This window comes from Virgibacillus tibetensis (assembly GCF_036026595.1).
In the GTDB taxonomy this organism is placed as follows: domain Bacteria; phylum Bacillota; class Bacilli; order Bacillales; family Amphibacillaceae; genus Virgibacillus_P; species Virgibacillus_P tibetensis.
In genome coordinates this window covers 35,162-59,647 of the sequence record NZ_JARZFX010000004.1, presented here as the reverse complement: position 1 = coordinate 59,647, position 24,486 = coordinate 35,162, and the positions used below count along the sequence as shown (strand labels likewise).

Sequence of the window (24,486 nt, the reverse complement as noted above, 5' to 3'; positions counted from 1 at the left end):
TTGAAAAACGTCATTTGGTAGTAAATACTTGCTACTTTATCTTTATACAAGAGATATAAATGGAATAATTTCATATTATTTACAGGAAAGAGACGGTATTCCTTTAGCCTAAGAACAAATAAGAAACGTGCTTTTTGTTACTATTGATTATGGGAAAATGGCGACGCGTGGGATACAGGAATGAATAAAATATGGACGCATGAGGGTATAAATATTTTTGTTTTATAACTTCACTTAATGCTTTCTATCGTTGTTTCTACTTTCTGTTTTTCTAGTAACTTTCTGAACGTTGATCATCGCTTTTGTAGTACTTCTAGTAGCCTCGCTTAAATTTCCATTATCTGAAAAGAAGACGTACGGAACGCCCATTATATTTATCGTTAAATATTGTTACTGTTCCAGACTCGGCGAGCTCATATCTTCTTTAAGTCAATTACTTGGGTATTAGAAAAGATAGTAAGTTGATCCATCATATACTTCGCAGAATATTGGAATTTACCTTGAATCCAATAAAAAATTAATCCCAGGGTGGCATTCGATTGATAATGTAAAAACATTTCATAATTTATCGTACCCATTCTGGACTTCATCTCAATAAAAATATCTTTTGAAAAAATATGATAAAACAACTCCTCTAAACGCTTTTCAAAATCTGAATGACTAGTATACAATGCATAAAATATCCGTTTATTTCTTTCAATATATTCAATTATTTGAACTGTTGTAGGTGCTAAAGAATTTACATTTATCCTTTTTTTATTATCAAAAGGTGACAAGATGGCTTCTCTTAACCCTTCTAACAAAGCGCACAAAGCCTCTTCTAGAAACTCCTCCTTATTTGAATAGTGGGCATAAAAGGTAGCTCTATTTACATCTGCATATTGCGCAAGCATCGATACTGTAATTTCGTGTTCCGAATACTGTTCAATTAAATCAATATAAGCATTTTCAAAAGAAAGTTTCGTCTTTTTAACTCTTCGATCTATTTTAAGTTCCATATGTCCAGCTCCTATTAAAGTAATACCTAACACTATTAGTATAACTGTTGTTTAAGCTTCATTTGAAGTATTTTTGTTTACCTTATTTTTCCCCATAGATGTTAAGTTGGAGTTGTAGACATGTTTAGCATAAATAGAAGGAGGAATATTTTATGAAACTAGAAAACAAAGTAGCTGTAGTAACTGGAGCTGCCTCTGGTATCGGTTACGGAATCGTAGAGAAATTTGTTAAAGAAGGCGCAAAAGTTATTGTTGGGGATATAACAGACACTATCTTTGATCTTGAAAAAACGTTTGGTGAAAATGTAAAAGCTGTAAAAGTGGATGTCTCAAAAGAAGCAGATGTAAAAAATCTTATTGAAACAGCAGTAAATACCTTTGGTAAACTAGATATCTTATGTAACAATGCAGGCATTATTGGAGCTTATGCAACTATCGATGAATATACAGAAGAGCAATGGAATAAAGTAATCAGCATCAACATAAACGGTCCATTCTTTGGTATAAAACATGCTATTCCTTATATGAAACAAAATGGCGGCGGTTCCATTGTAAATACTGTTTCTATTTCATCTCGACATGCTACTCCAGGATCACCAGCTTATGTTACTTCAAAAAGTGCAGTACTAATGCTAACTCGTCAAGCTGGTCACGATTATGCTCGTGATAACATTCGTGTCAACGGAATCTCTCCAGGTGTGGTTAATACTGGTATTTTAAAAGATGTAGAAGATGACATGTTAAAAGTATACTCAGAAGCCATTCCGATGGGAAGAATTGGTGAACCATCTGAACTTGCAAACGTTGCTTGTTTCTTAGCATCAGATGAAGCATCTTATGTGACTGGTCAAACATACATTGTTGATGGTGGAAAAGATACAATTTAATCCTTTACAATAACTAAGTAGTTTCTAATTTGAATACAGTCCCTAAATTGGCATTTTAACAATTTAGGGACTTTTTTATTGGAATGCAGTTTTAGAGGTGTCACTTACCGGATTAATAGACATCGAGAGGCAATGTGCACTTCTCTTTTACTAACTGCATAAGAAATGCGGTAAATGACAGAGACCTTAACGCTAATGTATTCATATCTATCTAATATTTTAAATAGATATGGAGACTTTGAAAAAGATGTTATCTTTCAATTCATTCTATAAATAAATGAAAATCTCTTTTTATATAGTACTTTAAGTTTAAAAACATGGAAAACAGCCAAAACTAATAATTAAAAAAAGAGTTCTCTATTTTAATAGATACAGGAGAGGTTGTAATGGAACTAAGCTTTATAGAAATATCCTTAAAAGTTATAATCGGATTTTTTTTACTCTTTCTTATTACTAAAATATTAGGTAAAACCACAATAATACAATTGACTCCTTTTGACTTCGTTTCAGCTATTGTTTTATCGGAACTTTTAGGAAATGGTATATATGAACAAAAGGTAAACATCATATATATTGTCTACGCGGTATTTTTATGGGGAATTTTAATGATTTTTATGGAAAAATTATTGCTCAAATTTAAAGGAATCCGAGGTTTTCTGGAAGGAAAACCTTCTATTATTATTCGTGATGGTAAGATTGATAGATATCAATTAAAAAAAAATCGAATGAATATTAATCAATTATTAAGCTTACTAAGACAAAGTGAGATTTTTTCAATTCGTGAAGTTGCATATGCAATTTTGGAATCAAATGGTTCAATAAGTATCCTAAAGAAAAATAAATATCGAAAAGTTACAATGCAGGATTTACAATTACCTGACCAACCTGTCTTTCTTAGTACAACATTAATTATTGATGGAGAAGTTGTAGAAGACAATATAAAAGATTTAGGTTTTGATAAAAACTGGCTACATAATCAACTGGCTACAAGTGGTGTGAATAGTAGTAAAGAAGTTCTTTATGCAGATTGGTTAAACAGCGATGGTATTTATATAATACCTTACAAACCTTAATACCATAACCAACTTAGTTAATAATGCTATGTATTAGGTGGACAGCCTTTCCTAAATTTCAAAAGGATACCTGCCCTTAGCTACATTAATTGGCGGAGGAGCAGATACTATGATTTATTTAAGCAACTATTTGTGATACGGCTCACCATAATAATTTAAAGATACTAAAACACAAAAATGAGACGAGAGAAGCAAAACTCTCGTCTTTTTGTTATTTTAGCCGATTTTCCTTTATGAATTCTTCAAAGTCATTCTCTCTTTGCGATCAGAGTTTTTTTAAGTTTCTCAAATCCCTTGACTGCTAATTTTTCTTCTACTTCCTTTGAGAACTTACCGGCATTTTAGAGTACTTCAAGTTCATTAAATTGCAGGAAGGCACGAAAGGAAACAAATCAACCGGTAATAAAGTATCAAAAGCTATTTCCCATACTCCTTCTAAGGATCGATTTTTGTAGTATTTTTATACTGCTTTCTTGATTTTTCAATATTATTTCTTCAAAGATTTGATATCATATGTAGTGGAAGTGAGAAAACAATAGAAAAGGAGAAATGTCTAAATTGAATAAAAAACTGATCCTTCTCTTCTTTACTGCATTTTTTGCACTAGTTGCTTGCTCGCAACAGACAGAAAATATCACTGACTCTCCTGAATCAGATGATGAAGTACAAGAAGAACAAGAGGTTGATAGTGAACAGCTTGCTCATTGGTCTTATGAAGGAGAAACGGGACCGGAACATTGGGGAAACCTGGATCCGTCTTATGCGGCCTGTGTCGACGGAAGTGAGCAATCACCAATTAATATAGAATTTTCTCAAGTGGAAGCAAGTGAAAAATTAGAAAATATTGAAATTCAATACCAACCAGCTTCTTTTTCGCTTGTCAATAATGGTCATACTGTTCAAGCAAATGCCACTGAAAAAGGCAATAGTATAATAGCAGAAGATCAAGAATATCAACTCGTACAATTTCATTTTCACACACCAAGCGAGCATCTATTTAATGGCCAACATTTAGATATGGAATTGCATCTAGTACACCAAGATAGTAATGGCGAGTTAGCCGTACTTGGTGTGATGATTCAAGAAGGAAAAGAAAATGAAAACCTTGCAGCTGTATGGGATGACATGCCAAAGGAAGAAACAGAAAATGAGGTTCCGATAGATGAGCCTATCAACCTGCAAAACCTTCTGCCTGAAGACCAAACATCCTTCCATTACAATGGGTCACTAACGACTCCTCCGTGTACGGAAGAAGTGAAATGGATCATTTTTGAGGAGCCAATCGAAATGTCGAAGGAACAAATCGAAGCATTTCAAGAAATTTTCGAGGAAAACCATCGCCCAGTTCAGCCTTTAAACGAACGGGAAGTTATTAATAATTAATGGAAAACTCTATAAGAAGAGCGGAACTTGTTACGAAGAAGAGAAGAGGACTGTACGCTAACGGGTTCCATTACCTATCGCAAACATTAAAAATGATGTAATGTAAAATGACCATCAATTTGCAGCAAATGTGATGGTCATTTTCTGTTGGTGTAATAGTATTTTCTTTATAATATACATTAGAATTGTAGTGTAATTCGCACCCGAATTCATTTGGTAATAATAGCCAGTGTATGCCTCTATTTTGTACTACAAATTCGTATACATAAATTTATCATTAAACTGAAAATAGATTAGTTTCCGCTTGATTTCACAAGGTAATCTGAATAGTTATGTTAAAATATAAATAAATATAGATATTGTAAACGATTACACTTAAACTGGCAGAATAATTGAAGAAGAGAATATTAATATTATACTTGACTTGACCGTGTACTAAGGTACGCGGTTTATTATGTTTATAGAGGTGAATAATTTGAGTTACCAAATTAGTGTATTTGCAGAGAAATGTAGTGTAAATAAAGAGACAATTAGATATTACGAACAAAAAGCATTATTAAAAGAACCTTCCCGAACCAATGCAGGTTATAGGATATATTCGGATGATGATGTTAAGCGTGTAAAATTTATTAAAAGACTGCAAGACTTGGGATTTTCATTAAGTGAAATTTATAAATTACTTGGTGTTGTTGATAATGATGAAGTTCGTTGCGAGAATATATTTGAGTTTGTATCAATAAAGGAAATAGAAATTCAAGAACAAATTGCAGACTTAAAGCGTATTGAGTCAATGTTAAAGGATTTAAAAAGTCGATGTCCAGATCAAAAAGCAATAAATCAATGTCCTATTATTGATTCGTTAATATTTAATTGAAGATACTGTAGATTTTTTAGGAGGGAATAATAGTGAAAAATTACCGTGTTAAAATCAATGGAATGACCTGTACAGGATGTGAACAACATATTGATGCTGCATTAACCAGTATAGGTGCTACAAATATCGAAACCAGTTTTCGACGTGGCGAATCGGCATTTGAATTAACGGATGATATTAAAGCTGAACAAGTAGAATTAGCAATAACAAAAGCTAAATATCAACCTGAATATCTAAAAGAAATTCCATCCCCAAAAAATGTTGTGTTAGATCAGAAAGATGATTACGATTTACTAATAATCGGCTCAGGTGGGGCTGCCTTTTCTGCTGCTATTAAATCAGTTGAATATGGTGCAAAAGTGGGAATGATTGAACGTGAAATAATTGGAGGAACGTGTGTAAATAGTGGCTGCGTTCCATCAAAAACACTTCTAAGAGCAGGGGAAATCAATCATTTTGCAAAAGTAAATCCGTTCACAGGTTTACAAACATCTGCTGGGGAAGTCGATTTAGCCTCTTTGGTGAATCAAAAGGATGAATTAGCTAGTGAACTTCGGAATCAAAAATATATAGATTTAATTGATGAATATGGTATTGATTTAATAAAGGGTGAAGCTAAGTTTGTTGATGAAAGTACAGTTGGAGTAAATGGAGAGAAACTTTCTGCAAAACGATTTTTAATTGCAACAGGCACTTCGCCATCTATACCAACGATTTCAGGACTTAAAAAAGTGAACTATCTAACAAGTACAACACTACTCGAATTAAAAAAGGTGCCTAAGCGATTAACTGTTATTGGTTCAGGCTATATCGGATTGGAACTTGGGCAACTGTTTCATAATTTAGGTTCAGAAGTAACACTTATACAGAGAAGTGATCATCTTTTAAAAGAATATGATCCAGAAGTTTCAGAAGCCGTAGAAAAAGCTTTGACAGAACAAGGCATAAACCTTGTGAAAGGAGCAACTTATGAGCGTGTAGAGCAAGTTGAAGAGGTTAAAAAGGTTTATGTAACGGTAAATGGCAAGAAAAGAGTCGTGGAATCAGAACAATTACTTATTGCAGCAGGTAGAAAACCAAATACGGATTCTTTAAATTTAAATGAAGCAGGGGTTAAAGTCGGAAAAAGAAACGAAATCCTGATAAATGATTATGCTAGAACAAGTAACGAGAAGATTTATGCAGCAGGAGATGTAACATTAGGACCTCAATTCGTATATGTAGCAGCCTATGAAGGTGGCATTGTTGCTGATAATGCGATTGGTGGGTTAAATAAAAAATTAGATTTATCCGTTGTTCCTGCTGTCACGTTTATAAATCCATCAATTGCAACAGTTGGTTTAACAGAAGAAGAAGCAAAAGAACAAGGCTATGAAGTAAAAACATCTGTATTATCTTTAGATGCTGTTCCAAGAGCATTAGTAAACCGTGAAACGACAGGTTTATTTAAGATGGTTGCTGATGTCAAAACATTAAAAGTTCTCGGAGTTCATGTTGTATCTGAAAATGCAGGTGATGTGATTTATGTAGCGACACTAGCAGTTAAGTTTGGTTTAACTGTGGAGGATTTAAAAGATAGCCTTGCACCATATTTAACAATGGCAGAAGGATTAAGACTAACTGCTCTTACATTTGATAAAGATGTTTCGAAGTTATCTTGTTGTGCAGGATAAATGTAGAAATATACTTAAACTATCGAACCCCTTCTTTAGCATAACAAGGAGATCGTCAATACGTCGGTCTTATTTTACTAATGGATCAGGTTAGTACGTAGTGATTGTACACTATTTAAAGAATAATAAAAAAAGGCAAACTCTATAAAATAAAGTTTTCCCTTTATCAAATACTGGTTATTTTGTATTCGTAAATCCGCCATCAATACGAATGACTTCGCCATTGATATACTGAGCTGGGCTAGTCAACAAAAATGTTACTAATTCAGCCACTTCTTCTGCGGTACCTAAACGTTTTTGCGGAATGCCACCTACTGCATTTTCCTTCATGCTGGGTTGTCGTCATAGAATTTTTTAACCATAGAAGTTTCTGTTGGACCTGGAGCAATCGCATTCACATGCAATCCATCTTTTGCATATTCAACAACAAAACTTTTCGTCATACCAACAATACCGTGTTTGGTTGCAGAGTACGTTACAACGGAATCTTGTCCGATCACACCTGCACTAGATTGTTATTATTGGCAGCCTGGCACCCTATTACTAAGCTAAAGCCACTAATTTAGCAGCTACCTTCCTAGCACCCGCAATATTACGGGCAACTGGACCAACCTCGAGCTCCGCCAATGCACCAGAAACATACAAGCCTGCCTTCCATTCCAATTGCTTATTTATTATCGGAAACCCACATGCTGCACATGGTAATTTTTCATTTGAAATCAATTTATTAACTAATTGATTTTCCGGTATCCTAGCCTGTGAACCAGTAGCTAACCAAATACAGGAGAACTTCTGTGAGTCAATTTTCTCAAAAGATAAATGAATCTTACCGCGACAATAAGAAGCAGTTCTTACTTCATCGTCGATAACTACTAATTGATTATTCGCTTGGCATTTTCTTAATTTTAAAAACATGTTTCGTGGAATTGAACCTCGATTTCGAGCCTGATTAATAATTGACCGACGTTTATTAAAATTTAATACTTTATTGTACTTTGATAAAAATTTGGGACCTAACCAGCCCGGATCACTGTCAAAATCATGAACTCTATACGGATGTCTCTTTACTAGCGTCACTTGGTCCTTTGTTATAGCACATAACTTTACTGCCAAATGCGCTGCTGAGATTCCTCCACCGATGATACAAATATTACCGTCTTTTCGATCTACTTCTGTCTGTTCCTCAAAAATATGTTTTAGCTTATTTGGCGCTTTTTTTCGAACTGAAAGAGCCCAGTCAGGAAAAGCAGGCTGTTCATTCACACCAAGTGCCAGGACCACATATTTCGTTTCAAAGAAGTCATTTTGATTAGCATTTACGCGCCAACCACCATGAAAAGAAGTAATGTCTCTCACTTCCCCTTGATGCCAGACATCCTGTATGGATAATGAATTTAATAATTCATGACAGTGTTCATTGAAGAAGTCTAATTGTGGACGTTTATATCGCCCAAGAAAGGTGGTACCCCCATCCTTCTTGTTAGCATAATCCTGCAAGCTGAATGGGTATTGATCGATATGGTGAACAGATGGCGAGCGAAGAAAATCCATGCCGATTTTACTTGTGATCATCGACCACTTATGTAGTGGTTTTTCATAACGATCAATAATTAACAGCTCACTCGGATCTACCTTACCACTCTTTAATAAATGAACTGCGATTGTGCATCCATGAATACCTCCGCCAACAATAATCCATTTATACACCAGTTTTCCCTCCTTAATTGACTTCACTTGCTGCTTTAGAAAAAGTAACCTACTACTAAATATGAAATCGAATACTTACCAGCTCGATTTCTTCACACCGGGAATTTGCCCTTTATGTGCATATTCTCTTAACGCAATTCGTGACATGCCAAATTTACGTAAATAGCCTCTTGGTCTTCCGGTAATTTCACAACGATTTTTCAATCTTGTTGGAGAAGAATCTCTTGGAAGCTTTCGTAAAGCTTCATAGTCTCCTTTTTCTTTTAATTCTCTCCTGATCTCTGCATACTTCTCAACCATTGCCTGACGTTTTTTCTCTTTTGCTATTTTTGATTTCTTAGCCATTACAAAGCCTCCTATTAAATAGTAATCATTACGATTCACAAGTCAAAAAAATAACTGCTGTTCTTCAGATTGTTTGCATTTTATAATCTCTTAACCACAAAGATAAACACCTCGCAAATCGTAACCATTACGTTTTGTTATAATTATACCCCTTTTACACTTTATTTGTAAATAGTAACCATTACTATTTATTCTTTGGATTATCCATTTAGTTTATAAAACCATCTTTGGATTTATGAGTTGCTTTTAAAAAATACAGCTATGTGATTTTTTTCTACATGAGTAAATTTCCATGGCTAAAGAAGATCCGATAATTATATTCCTGGCCATGTATCCTTTATAGAACTTTGGATACATCTCTCCTCCACACTGTTCGTAGCTGAATCTTGGAGGAGTAGTTGGATCTTCTCCATCGGTCAAATCAAATCCTTCAACTACGTTATACGGCTTCTTCCTCATGACACATTAAGCAATGATAGTTGACGTATGTCTTCTTCGGCCGTAAGTGACCCTTTTTTTCTTCTTTCCTTTTTTGCGTCGCTTGTTGGAATGCCTGTGTAATAATGTGCTTTCATAATTAGCTATTCACTTTTTATTTTAATAATTTCAATTCGATAGGCAACAATAAAATCGAATTTCCCAAAAGAAAGAATAGAGGTGAATTGGTAAATGCTGTTAAAGTATAAAAACTTTTTTTCAGTTCTGGGTCAATGGATTATCTTTGGAAGCATAATTGGTATAGTTGTCGGCTCAACAACCAATTTCCTTTTAGAGACAAACGATTATCTGGGAGATGATATACGATCAAAAAGAGATTGGCTTATCTTCCTTCTCCCCTTGGGGGGAATTATCATAGGATACATATATATGAACTACGGAAAGGTAGTTTTGAATTATACTTTGAATGACATTGCTGATCAAAATAATCTGGTGATCGACTCCGTTCATGGGAAAAAAGAGGTGCCGCGGAGAATGGGGCCTATCGTCTATTTCGCTACATTTATCACAGTCCTTTTTGGAGGTTCAACTGGAAGAGAAGGTGCAGCTGTCCAAATGGGAGGAAGTGTAGCTGCTGCGGTCAACAAATTTTTCAAGATAAACATATTCGACAAAAAAATTTTAATGATGAGCGGGATAAGTGCTGGTTTTGGTGCTGCCTTTGGAGCACCCATGACAGGTGCTGTTTTTGGCATGGAAATGACAGCATTGGGAAAACTGAAATTTGAAGCACTTGTTCCTTGTCTTACGGCAAGCTTTGTTGGTCACTATGTAACTACAGCAGCTTGGGGACATGAACACGAAGAATTTATAATACAAACCGTACCGGAAATATCTATTAATACATTTATAATCGTTATTCTTCTATCAGTCATATTTAGTCTAATAAGTGTTTTATACTGTCAGTTGAGACATGGGATAGAAAAATTCTCTGAAAAAATTTTCAAGAAAAACCATATGAAAAGGGCCTTTTTTGGAGGAATTGTCATTGTAGTACTAACTTTAATTGTTGGTTCACAAGATTACAATGGCCGAGGATTAGATATTTTAGAACAATCTTTTGTAGAAGACGTTCCACCCTTTGCTTTCCTGGCCAAGCTAATATTTACAGCAGTAACTCTTGGTACTGGCTTTGTTGGCGGTGAAGCCATACCTTTATTTTTCATTGGAGCAACATTAGGCAATTCCTTACACACATTCATCGATTTACCTATGTCATTTCTCGCTGCATTAGGATTAATCGCTGTTTTTTGTGCAGGGGCTAATACCCCTATAGCAGCTTTCCTGCTGGCAATGGAGATGTTTGACGGAAAAGGGTTAGAGTACTTTTTTGTTGCTTGTATAGTCAGCTATCTATTCTCAGGACATCATGGACTATGGCCTTCTCAAAAAATTTATGAGCCAAAGAGCAGGTTATATAATATCCCTCGCGCGGAAACGATTGAAAATGTTGAAAAATACAAAAAACCTTAGCAAATTAGACTTAACAAAGGCGCAAGCGCCCGTTTAGGGACGTACGGACTGGACTGAGCCGCAGGAGATAAAGGAAACACGGCGACCGCAGGAAGCCGATGTTGACTTATCGTACGGAGGTGAAGGAAGTCTCGCTAGTCCCTGGGAGCTGCAGCCGGACGTGACTGTTTAAGTGTAAGAATTAATTGCAGCCAAAATTTTATACTCTTCCTATTTCTTAACACAGCAATATGCTGCTATTTATTGCTCTAGTTATATAAAGAAACTTCACTAAAGAATAAAGTAAAGGATTTCATCCACAATAAACACTAGATATTAAACCAGAAAGAATCAACTGTAACTATATTTTTAGCAACATTTGAAAAGAGGGGATCCTATTGGATTTACACTTCATATGGAAAGCTGTTGTCATCGTGATAGGAGGAGTCCTGATCTTACGATTAGCTGGAAGAAAATCAATCTCACAGCTTACTGTTGCTCAGACTGTCATGATGATAGCTGTTGGATCATTAATTATTCAACCTGTTGGTGATAGGAACATTTGGATTACCATGTTGATTACATTTTTAATGGTAGCTACACTTCTTTTTATTGAGTTTATCGTTGTGAAATCGAATACGCTTGAAACTTTAATTTATGGGAAAGGACTTCTAGTAGTTGAAAACGGCCAAATTAATGAAAGCAATTTAAAGAAGCTGCGGTTAACGGTTGATATGCTTGAAGTACGAATGAGACAACAAAACATTCAGCATTTTACTGATTTAAAATGGGCTACAATAGAAGCGAACGGTCAGTTAGGATATATGTTAAAGTCTGATAAACAATACGCTACTAAAGAGGATATTCAGATGCTGAAATCGCTGATTGAATCAAATCAATCTAATCCTCCAAATGAAACATCAAAAACTAAAGCAAGTGTGTCAGATAACATATTTACTGAGGTTAAAAATAGAAAGCATAAAGAAAAACCAAAAGAGAATTTGGATTAACAGTAATAATAAGAAATTCCAACTAAGCATGATGTTTTACGTTCTTGATTTAGGAGGAGAATTACTAGTTCGGCTGCATCTTTTCTCGAGGGACAAACAAGAAAACGTAATCTCTTGTTTTCCTTAGGGTGTCTGTTCCTTAGCGAATTTTGTCATACTTTATTGAAAAATTTTAGTGTGTGCATTATTGCTGTAACTTGGAACTAAAAAGCTTACTACCCTTCACTGAAACTTTTAGTATTTTTTCTGCTAATATAATTACTAAGTCGTATTCTAAGGCCAATGGGTCAGTCCCCCGCTCCACTATGCTTTAACATGGTGGGGGACTGACCGTTTATTTTGAACAAGTGGCTGTAATTCGGCATCCTTCTATTATTTAGTAGCTCTTATTGTTGCCAAATCGGCACGTTGTTTAAGGAATCTCGTAAAATATTCAGCCCCGAGTACCATGATAAACATGACGATAGTGATCCCTAGCATCTCATTATAGGCTATCATTCGCGAGGCACGAATCAATTCCCAGCCAATTCCTCCTGCGCCAACTACCCCTAATACAGTTGCATAACGCAGATTTATATCAAATCGGAACACGGACCATGAAATAAAAATACTCGAAATAGTAGGAAGAACTCCCTGCATGACTACTTGAATGGGACTTCCTCCTGTAGCTCTAATCGCATCAATGACCCGTTGATCAATCTCTTCAATCGCCTCTGCGTATACTTTAACAAGCATTCCAACACTATTTACTGCCAACGCTAAAATACCGGGTGTAGGCCCCAGTCCAACAGCTATGATGAATAAAAGCGCCCAAATAAGTGCAGGGACAGCCCGTACAAATGCTGCCAATGCTTTTACGAGATAACTGATGGAAATATGGGGTGTCATATTTCTCGCGGCAAAAAAAGCTAATAGTATGGAAAATATGATCCCCCATAACGTGCCCATAACAGCAATTTGCAATGATTCTATCGCGGCGCCAGCTATGTTGATCGGATCATCAATGACTGGGGGAAACATATTATCCAGTAATCTTTGCGTCCGGGAAAAAATGTTTGCGAGTTTTTCTGGAGCAATATCCAATTGAAGTAGACTGATCATAAAAAAAATAAGCGCCAAGCTCCAAAAGATTCCCCGAGATAGGTTATTATTCTTCTTATTCATTTTACTCATATAATCTTCTCCCGCAACTTCGCTGTAATAAATTCAACGACTAAGATAAGCGCGAAAATCGCCAGTATTCCAACAGACGCTTGTTGATACTGGAATAAACTGATGCTTCCTTCCAGTGCAAAGCCAATTCCACCTGCTCCAACCACTCCAAGGACAGATGCTTCACGAATATTTAAATCCATTTTATACAAAGACCAGCCGACAAAGCCTGGTTTGAATTGTGGCCATACAGCTTGACCGATCACTTGGAACCAATTTGCTCCTGTCGCTCTTACAGCGTTGACTTGATTTTCATCAATTTCTTCCAATAAATCTGCAAAGGCTTTGCCAAGAATACCGATTCCGGATAATCCTAATGCCAGTGTCCCCGCGAGAGGTCCCAGTCCAATGGCCGCCACTAATAAGATTCCCCATACCATCGCGGGAATGGAACGCAAAAATGCGATGAACGAACGGCTCACTAAAGCAACTGCCGGATGAACAGTTGTGTTTTTTGCTGCCATTAGCCCAAAAAACAACGAGAACGTAACGGAAAATAAAAGTCCAACATAGCTCATATATAATGTTTCTAATATAGGCCCCACAAAAGAAGGAATTGTAGTAAAATCCGGTGGCAATAAATCCTGAAAAATGAAAATAGCCATATTTGAAAAGCCGGAAAATAGGTCCATTATATGAAATTTTGTACCAACCCAAGACCAAATGACAAGGATGGCAAGAATTCCGAGTATGAAATAACGATTGTATAATAAACTGCGTTTCCTGCTTTTGTACGCTTCATATTGTAGTTGCTGTTTGTTTGATTGTTGCTGTAAAGCTTCTTCAAGAGGTAAGTTCATTCACTAACCCCCGTTGATCATAAATCTCATTAATTCTCTGTTCATTCAGTTCATTTGGCTTCCCGTCAAATACGACTTCTCCTGCTTTAATTCCTATAATACGACTAGCAAATCGTTTCGCAACATCCACTTGATGCAGGTTGACGATCGTCGTAATCCCGTCTTCTTCGCTAATGTTTTTTAAATAATTCATCACGTTAGAAGAAGATGATGGGTCTAGGCTTGCTATCGGTTCATCTGCTAGGATAAGAGCGGGCTTTTGGGCAATGGCTCTTGCAATACCAACACGCTGCTGTTGCCCGCCACTTAGTTCATCCGCTCGTTTAAACGCATGATCCTCCAGCCCAACACGCCGGAGAATCGCCAAAGCTTCTTTAACATCTTCTTCTGAAAATTTGCCGAAAGCTCCTTTTAAAGAAGACATGTATCCAAGTCTTCCATGCAGTACATTTCGAACGGTAGTGGACCGTTTAATCAAGTTAAAATCTTGAAAAATCATCCCAATTTGTCTGCGTACCAACAGTAATTTCTTCCCTTTTACGTTTGTAATCTGTTCGTTCTGAAAGATAACTTCACCGGAACTTGACTGATTTAGTCTATTAATCGACCTTAAAAATGTACTTTTGCCCGCTCCACTTGGTCCAATAATGGAAACCAGTTCCCCTTTGTTGAATGTAAGTGTAATATTTTTTAATGCTTCCGTACCATCAGGATATACTTTCTTTAAATTACGTGTCTCCAAAAAAATATCTGTCATGGATATTCCCCTCAGTAATTAATTTAGCAATTCTTCTGGACTCATACCCAGGTTTTCAGCAGTTCGGCGGACAACATCGTATGCCTCATCTTCTATCGGATAAAAACCATTAATTCCTCTTTCTTCAAAATAATGTTCGTCTTCATAGGAATAATAAAATTCGCGAATTGCTTCTTTTAAATCTTCTGGAAGGTCAGAGCGATAAGCATCCGGACCACGTGGAATATCATCTGATGAATGGATAATTCTAAAATCATTTTCATCAATTTGCCCTTGAGCAATCATAGCATCCATCACATCCGTAGCGATTGCAGCTCCATCCACATCCCCATTAATGACGGACAAAATGGATGCATCATGACTTCCGGAAAAAGAAACATTACCAAAGAAAGCGTCTACCTCTTCATTCGTTATCCCAATTTCATCAATAACAGCAGAACGAGGGAAAATATGTCCCGAGGTTGATGCTGGATCGACAAATAAGAAATCTTTACCTTCTAAATCAGCAAGCTCCTGTACATCAGAATCAGCTGGCACAATGAAAGCACTTTGATAAGAAATTTCATCTTCACTTTCTGCACCAATTGCAAATACTTCCGCACCGCTTCTTTCATTTGCCAATATATAAGCAAATGGACCAAAAAACGCAATATCTACATGTTCATTCTTTAGTCCTTCAATGACACCATTATAATTCGTACCCATAAATACTTCTATATCAACTTCTAATTCTTCACTTAATTCTTCAGCAAACTGTTCCACTCGTGGCGATACAGAAGTTTGATCCTCGGAAGGTACTACACCTATAACAAGTTCATCCGGCCAATCCGCTGAAGAAGACGCTTCACTTTCCCCATCTCCACATGCTGCCAGTAAAAAAACCAATAATATAGTAATTAAAATAAACAAATATTTTCTCATATCCACTAAGTTCCTCCCTGTTATTTTCTATTTACAAGGTTATTATAACTCTCAAATGTTTATATAGTATTAAATCAGTGTAAATATTTGGTAAATTTTCTATTTATGTTTTTTAATATTACGAAATAAAAGATCTTTATATATGCAATATAATAAAAATTGAAATTCAGAAAAAACTCCGCTTGATGGCCCAACAAAAATTTTTTTATGAATGGCAAGCATTTTTAGATCAACCATCTATTATAAAAGTCGCTAAACGCGATTCTAAGATGCATCGCTGTTGATCTGGCTCTATTCCATAATTGAGTAGTTCTATTAGTGGCTTGAGACAAACGATTATCTAGGAGAAGATATACGATCAACATTCTCCTCTCGATTCCCTTCAGCATCCTTTTCCCATTCAAAAAAACCTGAGCCTCTAATCACTGAGCTCAGGTTTTATCTATGCTTATTTCTACTTCCTGCTACGATAGAAAAGGAGCTAATGGCCACATTAACACGTAGAGACTACTTTACTTGCCCTTTTCCCTTAATGATATATTTAGTTGAGGTTAAGGCGGTTAAACCCATTGGTCCACGAGCATGGAGTTTTTGTGTACTTATCCCAATTTCAGCTCCGAATCCAAATTCAAATCCGTCAGTGAATCTTGTTGAGGCATTGTGATAGATGGCTGCAGCATCAATTTCATTGAAAAATTGTTCTACATTTTCCACCGTCCGGGAAATTATCGCCTCTGAGTGTTTTGTTCCATAACGATTAATATGTGCAATGGCCTCATCATTGTTACCGACTACCTTTAATGCCAATTCCAGATCTAAATACTCCGTTCCCCAATCTGCTTCAGTAGCAGGAATGACATCCATTCCCACTTTTTGTACCGTTTCATCCCCATGAATACGCACTTCTTTCTCTCGTAAAGCGGTATATAAATCTTGTAAATGCTTGGATGCCCACTTCCGATGGATAAGAATCGTTTCACAAGCATTACATACAGATGGACGTTGTGTTTTGGCATTGATCGCTATATCAATCGCCATTTTCGGATCAGCTGTTTCATCAATATATACATGACAATTCCCTGCACCCGTTTCTAATACTGGAACGGTCGAGTTTTGCACAACCGTTTGAATCAGCTTTGCACCACCACGAGGAATTAACACATCGAGATATTGATTCAATTTGAACATTTCAGAGGCCGTTTTTCGGCTTGTGTCTTCAAGCAATTGCACAGACTCAATAGGTAGTTTACTCAATTCAAGCGCATGCTGGATAACCTTTACAATTGCTATATTGGAATTGATTGCTGTTGAACTCCCACGAAGCAATACCGCATTACCTGTTTTTAAACAAAGACTTGATGCATCAACTGTCACATTCGGCCTAGCTTCATAAATCATGCCAACTACCCCAAGCGGTACTCGGATTTGTGAGATATTAAGTTCGTTCGGAGGTTCCCATTCCTCTAACAATTCGCCAGTGGGATCTTTCAGTTTTGTTAACTGAATAAGCGCTTCGGACATGTCTCGTAATCGTTGGTCATTTAATTTTAAGCGATCAAGCAAAGCGTCAGTCATTCCATTTTCTTTTCCAGCTCTTATGTCTTTCTCATTTTCTGCTAAAATAAATGCCTGTTCTTTGATAAGCTGTTCTGCCATCATTAGAAGTGCTTTATTTTTTTGTTCAGTCGTCGCTTTTGCTAATAAAGAAGCGGCTGCTTTAGCCTTTTTCCCTTTTTGAATTAACTCCCTACTTTGGCTTGCTTGAACGATTTCACTCATCCTACCTTCTCCTCTCAATTTGGCTGACCCAATGATCCCTATGGATTACCACTCTGTGATGACTGTTAGTTATAACCATAGCTTCTGTACTTGATAATCCTTTAATTTCCAATAATTGTTCTGAAGAGAAATTCACTTTCCCTTTGCCGATAATGTTTCCATTTATGTTCACAACCTCAACGACATCATCGGTAGTAAAGTTCCCATAAATGTTTGTCACACCAGCCGGAAGAAGACTTTTCCCTTGCCTTAAGATCGCACCTACTGCACCTTGATCAACTTCAATTTTTCCACTAGGAATGGAATGTAGTGCTAACCATTGCTTCGACGCTTTCACACTAGCTTGAGAAGTACTTCCAATATAGGTTCCATCCCCTTTTCCAACAAGAATATCGACCAATTTTTCATTCCCTGTACCGGATCCAATAAATACTTTTACACCCAAATCCAGCGCCGTTCGTGCTGCCTCTACTTTTGATTTCATTCCACCGGTACCAATCTTCGTACCCGTTCCAGAAGCACCACTTACTAATTCATCATTAATTTCATGAAGAAAGTCATACTTTATCGCATTCGGATTTGTTCGTGGGTTTTGATTATAGATTCCATTGATATCCGTCAAGATCATTAAAAAATCCGCTTGAACGAGGCCACTCACTAGCGCCGATAGCATATCATTATCCCCAAAGGTTAATTCTTCTACAGACACCGAATCATTTTCATTAATAATCGGCAGGACATTACATTTTAAAAGCTCAGATAATGTGACATTTGCATTATGATATTGATCTTTATGCAAGAAATTATGCCTCGTCAACAGTAATTGTGCCGCCACAATGCCATGCCTTTCTTTAAATTCTTCCGTATACCCTCTGATTAATAATCCTTGGCCAACGGCTGCAGCTGCTTGCTTGCCAGCAATGGTGGTAGGACGAGATGAATAGCCTAGATCAGCAAAGCCTGTTGCAACGGCTCCGGACGAAATGAGAATAACTTCATGCCCAAGCTTCTTTAATCGTGCAAGAGCATCAACATGCTCACACATCTTCTCACTACAAAGTCCACCATTACTATTTGTCAAAGAACTACTCCCTATTTTGACAACAATTCTTTTCTTCTTCACTATTCATTCACCATCCATTTTTATAACAAAAGCGCAAGCGCCCGTTTATCACCGTATGCGCTGGACGGACCCGTATGAGATAAAGGAAACACGATGAGCGTAGCTGAATCGATGTTGACTTATCGCAAGAAGGAGCCGGAAGCGCACTAGGTGATGGGCGCTAGAGCTGGACATCGCTTTTGCTGACATAGAACTTATCCAGCCAAAAATTTTATACTTCTATTTGATAAAAAAAGCCCTTCCATCCTTGTAATAAGGACGGAAGAGCTTTGTCTCCGTGGTACCACCTTCATTGATATTAGATTTATTCTAATATCCACTTAAAAATCCTTTAACGCAGGAAATCGGTTAGGTTTTGCCTAACAGTTCAAGGGATAGGTTCAATAGCATTTAAGGTGTGTAAAATCTTTCAGCCGATGAATTTTACTCTCTTTTACCTGATAACTATTTACTAGTCCCTATCATTACTTTTTTATATAAATTTAAATCCTTAAAGATTTATCTACAGTTAATATTAGAAACATTATGAACGGGATTTCGTTCTGTGTCAATACTTTTTTAATTTTCCCATTAATAAACAGGTAATACCGTTACTATTTAGCATGAACAAAAGCGCAAGCGCCCGTTTAGGGACGTACGGACTGCCCCCGCGCATCGCGGGTGGGTCGACGTAGTCGCTCAGGAGCGGCGGAGTTAGTCGATCTTCCACTGCCGCAGGAGATTCACTCCAGAGTATAAGATTCACTTAGACTACTTTCTTAACTATAATATTCACGAAGATGGAATAAATGTATGATGAAAAAACACATTTAATTATGGTATGGTTCACCGCACTTGTCATACTTGGTATAAATACTACGAAAGGATTAATTTTATAACTTTACTGAGTTTCTGAATTCCTTCTACTATCTCTTTTTGGTCAGCGTAACTAAATGATAGACGAAGGTACTCTGCTCCATCCTGCTGATTTAAGAAAAAATGTTTACCCGGGATATAGGAGACACCTTCATCGAGAGCCTGAGTTAAAAATTCCGACGTATCAACACCAACAATTTTGACCCACACAAAGTAACCACCTTCTGGAACATACCACGAGACTGATTTGGGCATGTGTTGTTCCAATGCAGAAAGTAAGACGTTACACTTTTCTTGGTACGTTTCTCTTAAGGTTTTGAGCCTTTCCTCTAAGTCAGTTCTTTCTAAAAAGGAAGCCATTGTTGCCTGGGCAAACGGATGGTCTAAATCTTTTTTAAACCAAGCCAAAGCGGTAATAAATTCGGTTGTTGCAGTTATCCATCCGATTCGCATTCCCGGTGCTACTACCTTGGATAAAGAACCAACATGTAGAACACGTCCTTCGTTGTCCATTGCTTTTAACGGAACTGAGTGTGTTTGAAAGTATAATTCCCCATAAGCATCGTCTTCTATGATAAGAAAATCATACTTGGCAGCAAGTTCCAACACATGTTTCCGACGATCCATTGTCATCGTTGTACCTGTTGGATTTTGAAAAGTTGGGATTGTATATAAAATACGAGGAAGCGGGAACCCTTTTCTTTTCCTTTCTGCTAGAATCTCTTCTAATTTATTTGTTTGCAGTCCGTACTCATCCACTGGAATACTAATAAAGTGCTTCGTATAGTTTTGGAATACTTCTAATGCTTCCATATACGTTGGCGATTCTACGGCAACGACTGTTTTATTATCCACTAAAATGCGGGCAATTAGATCGATCGCCTGACATGCACCAGATGTAATTAAGAGTTCATCTTCTGAAGCACGGATACCACGTCGTAACAACCTCGCTTGTAGCTGTTCCTTTAGCTTTGCCATTTTAGGGCTTCCAATATAATGCAACGGTAAATCCTTCTCTTCTTCAAGCAGGCGCATAACTGCTGCTTGAAGCTGCTCAACTGGGATAAGATTAGGTGCCGGGAATCCAGAACTTAAACGTATACAACCATCCGGGAGTGTTGGCATCCATTCGCCCGGTGGATCATTCTTAAGAGCGGTTTTCGTGTCTTCAGAAAGAAAAGATTCCATATTCATTTCTATCATTCACCTTTCCATTATGTTTTGCTGTTATTGTTATATACAGATTAACTATTTTTATTAAAATAACAAATAGAAAGCATTGGTAGGTACCAATGCTTTCTGGTCTTATATTAATTTTTTTTATTTAAACTTCCAAGTTACCATCTTCTAATTCACTTTTACTAAATTACATTTAAAAAAATAATAGATGTGCCATTAATGCAGCAATTGGCAACGTAATGATTGTTCTTTGTAGAAATATAATAAATAGTTCTACAAATGAAACTGGGATTTTTGATTTTATTAATAGAATACCAATTTCAGACATGTATATTAACTGGGATAAGGACATTACACCTATAACAAATCGTGTAAGTTCTGACTCAATCCCACTTCCAACTACAGCAGGTAAAAACATATCTGCAAAACCAACAAGCATAGCAGGTGCAGCAGCTTGAGCCTCTGGGATTTGCAGTAACTGAAGGAATGGTACAAAAGGATAAGATAGGATATTAAATATTGGAGTAAACTCCGCAATAACAAGTGCTACCGTTCCTAACGCCATCACCAATGGTATTAAAGCGAACCAAATATCGATTACATTTTGTACCCCGCTTTTTATTACACTGGAATAACTCTTAACTTGGTCTGCTTTTTCAACAGCCTTTTTAACTCCCCATCGGAAACTAGATACTCCTTCTGGCACAACTTCATCTATTTGTTTCCCTACCGGCTCGTAATACGTATTTTTCTTTAACGAAAGAGGCGGGATCCTTGGACAAATAATAGCAGCAATTACTCCTGTTACAATTACGCTAAAATAAAACTGGATAAACATATGGTCAATATTTAAAAACCTTGCAATAATAAGGCTAAACGCAATCGAAGCAATAGAAAAGTTCGTTGCAACAACAGATGCTTCACGTTTTGTATAATAACCAGCTTCATATTGTTGTGTCGTTAATAATACCCCCACTGTTCCACTTCCCATCCATGATACTAAAGCGTCAATGGAGGAACGTCCAGGTAATTTAAATAAAGGAACCATTACTTTACGTACCAATGTTCCGATAAAATCCATCAACCCAAATTGAAGTAAAAGAGGCATAAATAAACAAGCAAATAAAAACCAAACCATTAATACCGGAATTAAATCATATAGTACTACTCCACCCGTAGCACTCGACCAAATAAATTCAGGACCTATTTGATTCAATGTAATAATAGCAAATAATGCGCCAATACATCTTAATAGTAACCAGAATAGCGTGATATCAAATAAACTAGTTAAAAATGTACTCTTTTTAACTGCTTCTATTGTTGTAAATTTAACGATCAAGCTACCAACTGCAGAAATACAGAGGACAATTGTCATAAATAAAGGAATATAATCAGCTATGGCACCCTGTAAACCATCCGCTAAAACTCCTAGTCCGATTGTTACTTTTCCATTCACAGAAATAGGGACTAAAAATAGCAAAACTCCAATTAATGACGGAAGCAAAAAGCCCATATATTGTTTTGCTGTAAACTCTTTTTTGTCAGTAACTTCTTTTACCTGTTGTGGCTTTTCAATTCCCATGTTGAATCTCTCCAACTTCTTTATATTTTAAATAGATTTTGTTGATCGTATTATCCCTACTTAATTAGACAGCTAATAATATATCATAAATATGCATAATTATGCAATGGTATATTTTATCTCCCTTTGTGTAATTTGCCTTCAGATTGATTCATAATTGAATATTGTTTTAGTACCTTTAAAAGATAAAATACAAATTATATTTTTATATTTTTTGAAGAGGAAACGAAGAATTTGTGCTAAATTAAAGTAAATTTATAAATTGCTAATTATTTAAGAAAATAAAGGAGGAGTTTTTTTGAGAAGAAAAATATTGATACTGATTGTATTTAGTATTGTTTTTTTGATGGTGGTGTCTTGTAAATCAGAAGAAATGAATAAAGAAGAAAAATGGGAAGATACTAGTACAGTTTTTTCGAGTGATTACGGTGAAATGTTTGGAAAAGAAGGTAGTATTGGAATAATTGGTATGAAAACAATTACAGAAAGAGGACAAAAGTGGATGTGGCATTTTTGGGGAGCGGAAGATATATCCTACAAAGAATGGGAAGTAAAAGCATTTAAACAAGGCGAAGAAGGAGCGATAGATCCAATAAATTCCAAAGATGAAATGTTATCCCCTCGTGGCAATGAAATTTACGGACACGCTCGTTCAACAGTATTGTTTCCATCATCAGGACTTTGGAAGATACAAGTTTATATTGATGGAGAATATTTTGATGAAATTATCGTTGATATTAATCAAGAATGATAAGGACAGAAATAAAAAACAATGAAAAACGCTTGGAGAATGGGTTTGTCGAATAAGTGTGTAATTTGACTCTAGTTCTTTGACACGTAAATAGAGTACTTTCAGGAGAGCATCCTCGTTAGGGAATGCTCCTTTTTTGGTTGGATCATTATTTAATGCTAGATTTAACCTACACTCTTGCAATTTTTAATTGGCGTAGTTCTTTTACATCTTTAACACCGGACAACATCATAGAAGTTTGAAGGTCCTGAAGGAAATTAGCTAAAAATTGTCCTACCCCTTTTTCGCCACCTGCAGCTAAGCTATAGACGTATGGACGGCCAACCAAGACAGCATCAGCCCCAAGAGCTAGCACCTTTAAGGCATCAATCCCTCTTCGAATCCCACTATCAAATAATACAGGAATTTGACTATCTACAACCTTTACGATTTCAGGTAGAGCATCAATGCTAGAAATAACACCATCTAATTGCCTTCCACCATGATTTGAAACAATAATTCCATCAACTCCATATTCAATAGCCAGAAGAGCATCTTCTGGATGTAAAATCCCTTTTAAAACGAGTGGCAATGACGTTCTTTTTTTCAACTCTTTGACATGCTCCCAATTTAAAGCTGGATAATTGATATTATCTATAATACCCTGAACTATAGTGCGTGAATTAACCTTTTCTAATGTTGATAAGAATACAGGATCTGATTCAAAGTTTCCTTGACCGTAGCCTAGTGCTAATGGTGAAAATCGATGACGCATGTCTTTTTCTCTATAACCTAGTGTAATAGTGTCTATCGTTAATACAATTGCTTTATAGCCTGCTTCTTCAGCTCGTTTCACCATATTAAAGGAAATTTCCTCGTTGGTGGACCAATATAATTGAAACCATTTAGAACTATCACTTGTAGCTTGAGCTACATCTTCAATTGAATAACTCGAAACAGTACTTTGTATAAACGGAACCTTATATTTAGCTGCTGCCCGAGCAACAGCCAGATCCCCCTGCTCATCAGCTAACTTTAAAACACCAACTGGTGCAAGTAATAGTGGCGTAGGGTATGTTTGTCCAAAAATAGTTACACTCGTATCCAATTTGGATACATCATTTAATAATCTCGGGGTAATTGAATATTTCTTAAATGCATCGGCATTGTTCCTTACTGTCTCCTCACCACCGGCACCTGAAGCGATATAACTAAAAGCAGGAGTAGACATAGCTTGTTTGGCTGCACTTTCTATTTCCTCGAAACTAATTGGAGAATCTTCCTCTATATCAATAGATTGAACGACATTATCATTACTTTTAAAAGAATTAGACATCCCTTGATCATCCCTTAAATATTTATTCATGAATATTACTAAAAATAAGTTTACCATTTTCTTATCTACCAAAAAAGAAAATCACCGTATGTTTTTCCCCCAGAAGCCTAATTTACCAACTTATTCATAAAATTAAAATGCGTATCCATACATTAACATGCTTTTTTAACTTTATTAAACTTTTAACCAGAGGGGTTAGAATTTCTGTGGATATATTATAGCAATCAAACAAGGAACCGTTAAGTGGAAAAATTAAGAAAAACCCTTTCTTACCTTCCTATTTTACGCTTAATTATGATACGGTTCACCGTG

Annotated in this window: 20 protein-coding genes, 1 pseudogene and 1 other annotated feature; of the genes and pseudogenes, 8 read left to right on the top strand and 13 right to left on the bottom strand. The window is 36.3% G+C overall.

Going from position 1 to position 24,486, the window contains the following annotated elements; genetic code table 11:
- Positions 1-413: 413 nt before the first annotated feature.
- On the bottom strand, positions 414-998 hold the full coding sequence (locus QGM71_RS10270; protein ID WP_327607454.1) for a TetR/AcrR family transcriptional regulator: 585 nt from the start codon (positions 996-998) through the stop codon (positions 414-416).
- Between the two features lie 152 nt (positions 999-1,150).
- Here QGM71_RS10270 and QGM71_RS10265 point away from each other — a divergent pair, with 152 nt between their 5' ends.
- From QGM71_RS10265 to merA, 5 genes are all read left to right on the top strand, one after another.
- On the top strand, positions 1,151-1,885 hold the full coding sequence (locus QGM71_RS10265) for an SDR family NAD(P)-dependent oxidoreductase (protein WP_327607453.1): 735 nt from the start codon (positions 1,151-1,153) through the stop codon (positions 1,883-1,885).
- Positions 1,886-2,271: 386 nt separating this feature from the next.
- On the top strand, positions 2,272-2,958 hold the full coding sequence (locus QGM71_RS10260; RefSeq protein ID WP_327607452.1) for a DUF421 domain-containing protein: 687 nt from the start codon (positions 2,272-2,274) through the stop codon (positions 2,956-2,958).
- 558 nt (positions 2,959-3,516) lie between these two features.
- Positions 3,517-4,341: a carbonic anhydrase gene (locus QGM71_RS10255; protein ID WP_327607451.1), complete on the top strand. Its 825-nt coding sequence runs from the start codon at positions 3,517-3,519 to the stop codon at positions 4,339-4,341.
- A gap of 475 nt (positions 4,342-4,816) precedes the next feature.
- Positions 4,817-5,215: an Hg(II)-responsive transcriptional regulator gene (gene merR / locus QGM71_RS10250; protein WP_327607450.1), complete on the top strand. Its 399-nt coding sequence runs from the start codon at positions 4,817-4,819 to the stop codon at positions 5,213-5,215.
- A 62-nt stretch (positions 5,216-5,277) separates the two neighbouring features.
- Positions 5,278-6,888, top strand: coding sequence for a mercury(II) reductase (gene merA / locus QGM71_RS10245; protein WP_407703020.1), 1,611 nt, complete (start codon positions 5,278-5,280; stop codon positions 6,886-6,888).
- Positions 6,889-7,065: 177 nt separating this feature from the next.
- Here merA and QGM71_RS10240 read toward each other — a convergent pair.
- From QGM71_RS10240 to rpsN, 3 genes and pseudogenes are all read right to left on the bottom strand, one after another.
- A pseudogene (locus tag QGM71_RS10240) lies at positions 7,066-7,400 on the bottom strand (SDR family NAD(P)-dependent oxidoreductase); the annotation flags it as partial.
- Between the two features lie 31 nt (positions 7,401-7,431).
- Positions 7,432-8,595 (bottom strand): FAD/NAD(P)-binding protein, encoded by a 1,164-nt coding sequence (locus QGM71_RS10235; RefSeq protein ID WP_327607448.1) that lies wholly within the window; start codon positions 8,593-8,595, stop codon positions 7,432-7,434.
- A 75-nt stretch (positions 8,596-8,670) separates the two neighbouring features.
- A complete protein-coding gene (gene rpsN, locus QGM71_RS10230) occupies positions 8,671-8,940 on the bottom strand; it encodes a 30S ribosomal protein S14 (RefSeq protein ID WP_327607447.1) in 270 nt (89 codons plus the stop codon).
- A gap of 669 nt (positions 8,941-9,609) precedes the next feature.
- On the opposite strand from rpsN, the gene QGM71_RS10225 reads away from it, so the two are divergent.
- The gene (locus tag QGM71_RS10225; protein WP_327607446.1) at positions 9,610-10,911 is read left to right on the top strand and encodes a voltage-gated chloride channel family protein; all 1,302 of its coding nucleotides are present in this window, start codon (positions 9,610-9,612) and stop codon (positions 10,909-10,911) included.
- Positions 10,912-11,288: 377 nt separating this feature from the next.
- Positions 11,289-11,900, top strand: coding sequence for a DUF421 domain-containing protein (locus QGM71_RS10220; protein WP_327607445.1), 612 nt, complete (start codon positions 11,289-11,291; stop codon positions 11,898-11,900).
- Between the two features lie 372 nt (positions 11,901-12,272).
- Here the strand turns inward: QGM71_RS10220 and phnE (QGM71_RS10215) are convergent, their stop codons facing one another.
- The 8 genes from phnE (QGM71_RS10215) to QGM71_RS10180 form a co-directional block, all read right to left on the bottom strand.
- Positions 12,273-13,073, bottom strand: a complete 801-nt coding sequence (gene phnE / locus QGM71_RS10215; protein WP_327607444.1) for a phosphonate ABC transporter, permease protein PhnE — start codon at positions 13,071-13,073, stop codon at positions 12,273-12,275.
- On the bottom strand, positions 13,070-13,912 hold the full coding sequence (gene phnE / locus QGM71_RS10210; RefSeq protein ID WP_327607443.1) for a phosphonate ABC transporter, permease protein PhnE: 843 nt from the start codon (positions 13,910-13,912) through the stop codon (positions 13,070-13,072). The genes phnE (QGM71_RS10215) and phnE (QGM71_RS10210) overlap by 4 nt, the downstream gene beginning before the upstream one ends.
- On the bottom strand, positions 13,896-14,669 hold the full coding sequence (gene phnC / locus QGM71_RS10205; protein ID WP_327607442.1) for a phosphonate ABC transporter ATP-binding protein: 774 nt from the start codon (positions 14,667-14,669) through the stop codon (positions 13,896-13,898). Before phnC ends, phnE (QGM71_RS10210) begins: the two co-directional genes overlap by 17 nt.
- A gap of 18 nt (positions 14,670-14,687) precedes the next feature.
- A complete protein-coding gene (phnD, locus tag QGM71_RS10200) occupies positions 14,688-15,590 on the bottom strand; it encodes a phosphate/phosphite/phosphonate ABC transporter substrate-binding protein (RefSeq protein ID WP_327607688.1) in 903 nt (300 codons plus the stop codon).
- A gap of 507 nt (positions 15,591-16,097) precedes the next feature.
- Positions 16,098-17,369, bottom strand: coding sequence for a glutamate-5-semialdehyde dehydrogenase (locus QGM71_RS10195; protein WP_327607441.1), 1,272 nt, complete (start codon positions 17,367-17,369; stop codon positions 16,098-16,100).
- Between the two features lies 1 nt (position 17,370).
- On the bottom strand, positions 17,371-18,492 hold the full coding sequence (proB, locus tag QGM71_RS10190; protein WP_327607440.1) for a glutamate 5-kinase: 1,122 nt from the start codon (positions 18,490-18,492) through the stop codon (positions 17,371-17,373).
- A gap of 251 nt (positions 18,493-18,743) precedes the next feature.
- Positions 18,744-18,966: a binding site (T-box leader), on the bottom strand.
- A 381-nt stretch (positions 18,967-19,347) separates the two neighbouring features.
- A complete protein-coding gene (locus QGM71_RS10185) occupies positions 19,348-20,541 on the bottom strand; it encodes an aminotransferase-like domain-containing protein (RefSeq protein ID WP_327607439.1) in 1,194 nt (397 codons plus the stop codon).
- Between the two features lie 178 nt (positions 20,542-20,719).
- On the bottom strand, positions 20,720-22,108 hold the full coding sequence (locus tag QGM71_RS10180) for a YjiH family protein (protein WP_327607438.1): 1,389 nt from the start codon (positions 22,106-22,108) through the stop codon (positions 20,720-20,722).
- Positions 22,109-22,406: 298 nt separating this feature from the next.
- Between QGM71_RS10180 and QGM71_RS10175 the strand changes: the two genes are divergently transcribed.
- Entirely contained in the window at positions 22,407-22,859 is a 453-nt protein-coding gene (locus QGM71_RS10175; RefSeq protein WP_327607437.1) for a DUF4871 domain-containing protein, read from the top strand.
- Between the two features lie 169 nt (positions 22,860-23,028).
- Here QGM71_RS10175 and QGM71_RS10170 read toward each other — a convergent pair whose 3' ends face one another.
- Positions 23,029-24,174 (bottom strand): alpha-hydroxy acid oxidase, encoded by a 1,146-nt coding sequence (locus QGM71_RS10170; protein WP_327607436.1) that lies wholly within the window; start codon positions 24,172-24,174, stop codon positions 23,029-23,031.
- Between the last annotated feature and the right edge of the window lie 312 nt (positions 24,175-24,486).

What these genes read in the sequence shown, in the direction of transcription:
- QGM71_RS10225 (WP_327607446.1), top strand. Translation starts at nt 9,610, where the DNA reads ATGCTGTTAAAGTATAAAAACTTTTTTTCAGTTCTGGGTCAATGGATT.
- phnC (WP_327607442.1), bottom strand. Translation starts at nt 14,669, where the DNA reads ATGACAGATATTTTTTTGGAGACACGTAATTTAAAGAAAGTATATCCT.
- phnE (WP_327607443.1), bottom strand. Translation starts at nt 13,912, where the DNA reads ATGAACTTACCTCTTGAAGAAGCTTTACAGCAACAATCAAACAAACAG.
- QGM71_RS10170 (WP_327607436.1), bottom strand. Translation starts at nt 24,174, where the DNA reads ATGTCTAATTCTTTTAAAAGTAATGATAATGTCGTTCAATCTATTGAT.
- phnE (WP_327607444.1), bottom strand. Translation starts at nt 13,073, where the DNA reads ATGAGTAAAATGAATAAGAAGAATAATAACCTATCTCGGGGAATCTTT.
- QGM71_RS10270 (WP_327607454.1), bottom strand. Translation starts at nt 998, where the DNA reads ATGGAACTTAAAATAGATCGAAGAGTTAAAAAGACGAAACTTTCTTTT.
- QGM71_RS10195 (WP_327607441.1), bottom strand. Translation starts at nt 17,369, where the DNA reads ATGAGTGAAATCGTTCAAGCAAGCCAAAGTAGGGAGTTAATTCAAAAA.
- phnD (WP_327607688.1), bottom strand. Translation starts at nt 15,590, where the DNA reads ATGAGAAAATATTTGTTTATTTTAATTACTATATTATTGGTTTTTTTA.
- QGM71_RS10180 (WP_327607438.1), bottom strand. Translation starts at nt 22,108, where the DNA reads ATGGGAATTGAAAAGCCACAACAGGTAAAAGAAGTTACTGACAAAAAA.
- rpsN (WP_327607447.1), bottom strand. Translation starts at nt 8,940, where the DNA reads ATGGCTAAGAAATCAAAAATAGCAAAAGAGAAAAAACGTCAGGCAATG.
- QGM71_RS10265 (WP_327607453.1), top strand. Translation starts at nt 1,151, where the DNA reads ATGAAACTAGAAAACAAAGTAGCTGTAGTAACTGGAGCTGCCTCTGGT.
- QGM71_RS10260 (WP_327607452.1), top strand. Translation starts at nt 2,272, where the DNA reads ATGGAACTAAGCTTTATAGAAATATCCTTAAAAGTTATAATCGGATTT.
- QGM71_RS10185 (WP_327607439.1), bottom strand. Translation starts at nt 20,541, where the DNA reads ATGAATATGGAATCTTTTCTTTCTGAAGACACGAAAACCGCTCTTAAG.
- merA (WP_407703020.1), top strand. Translation starts at nt 5,278, where the DNA reads ATGACCTGTACAGGATGTGAACAACATATTGATGCTGCATTAACCAGT.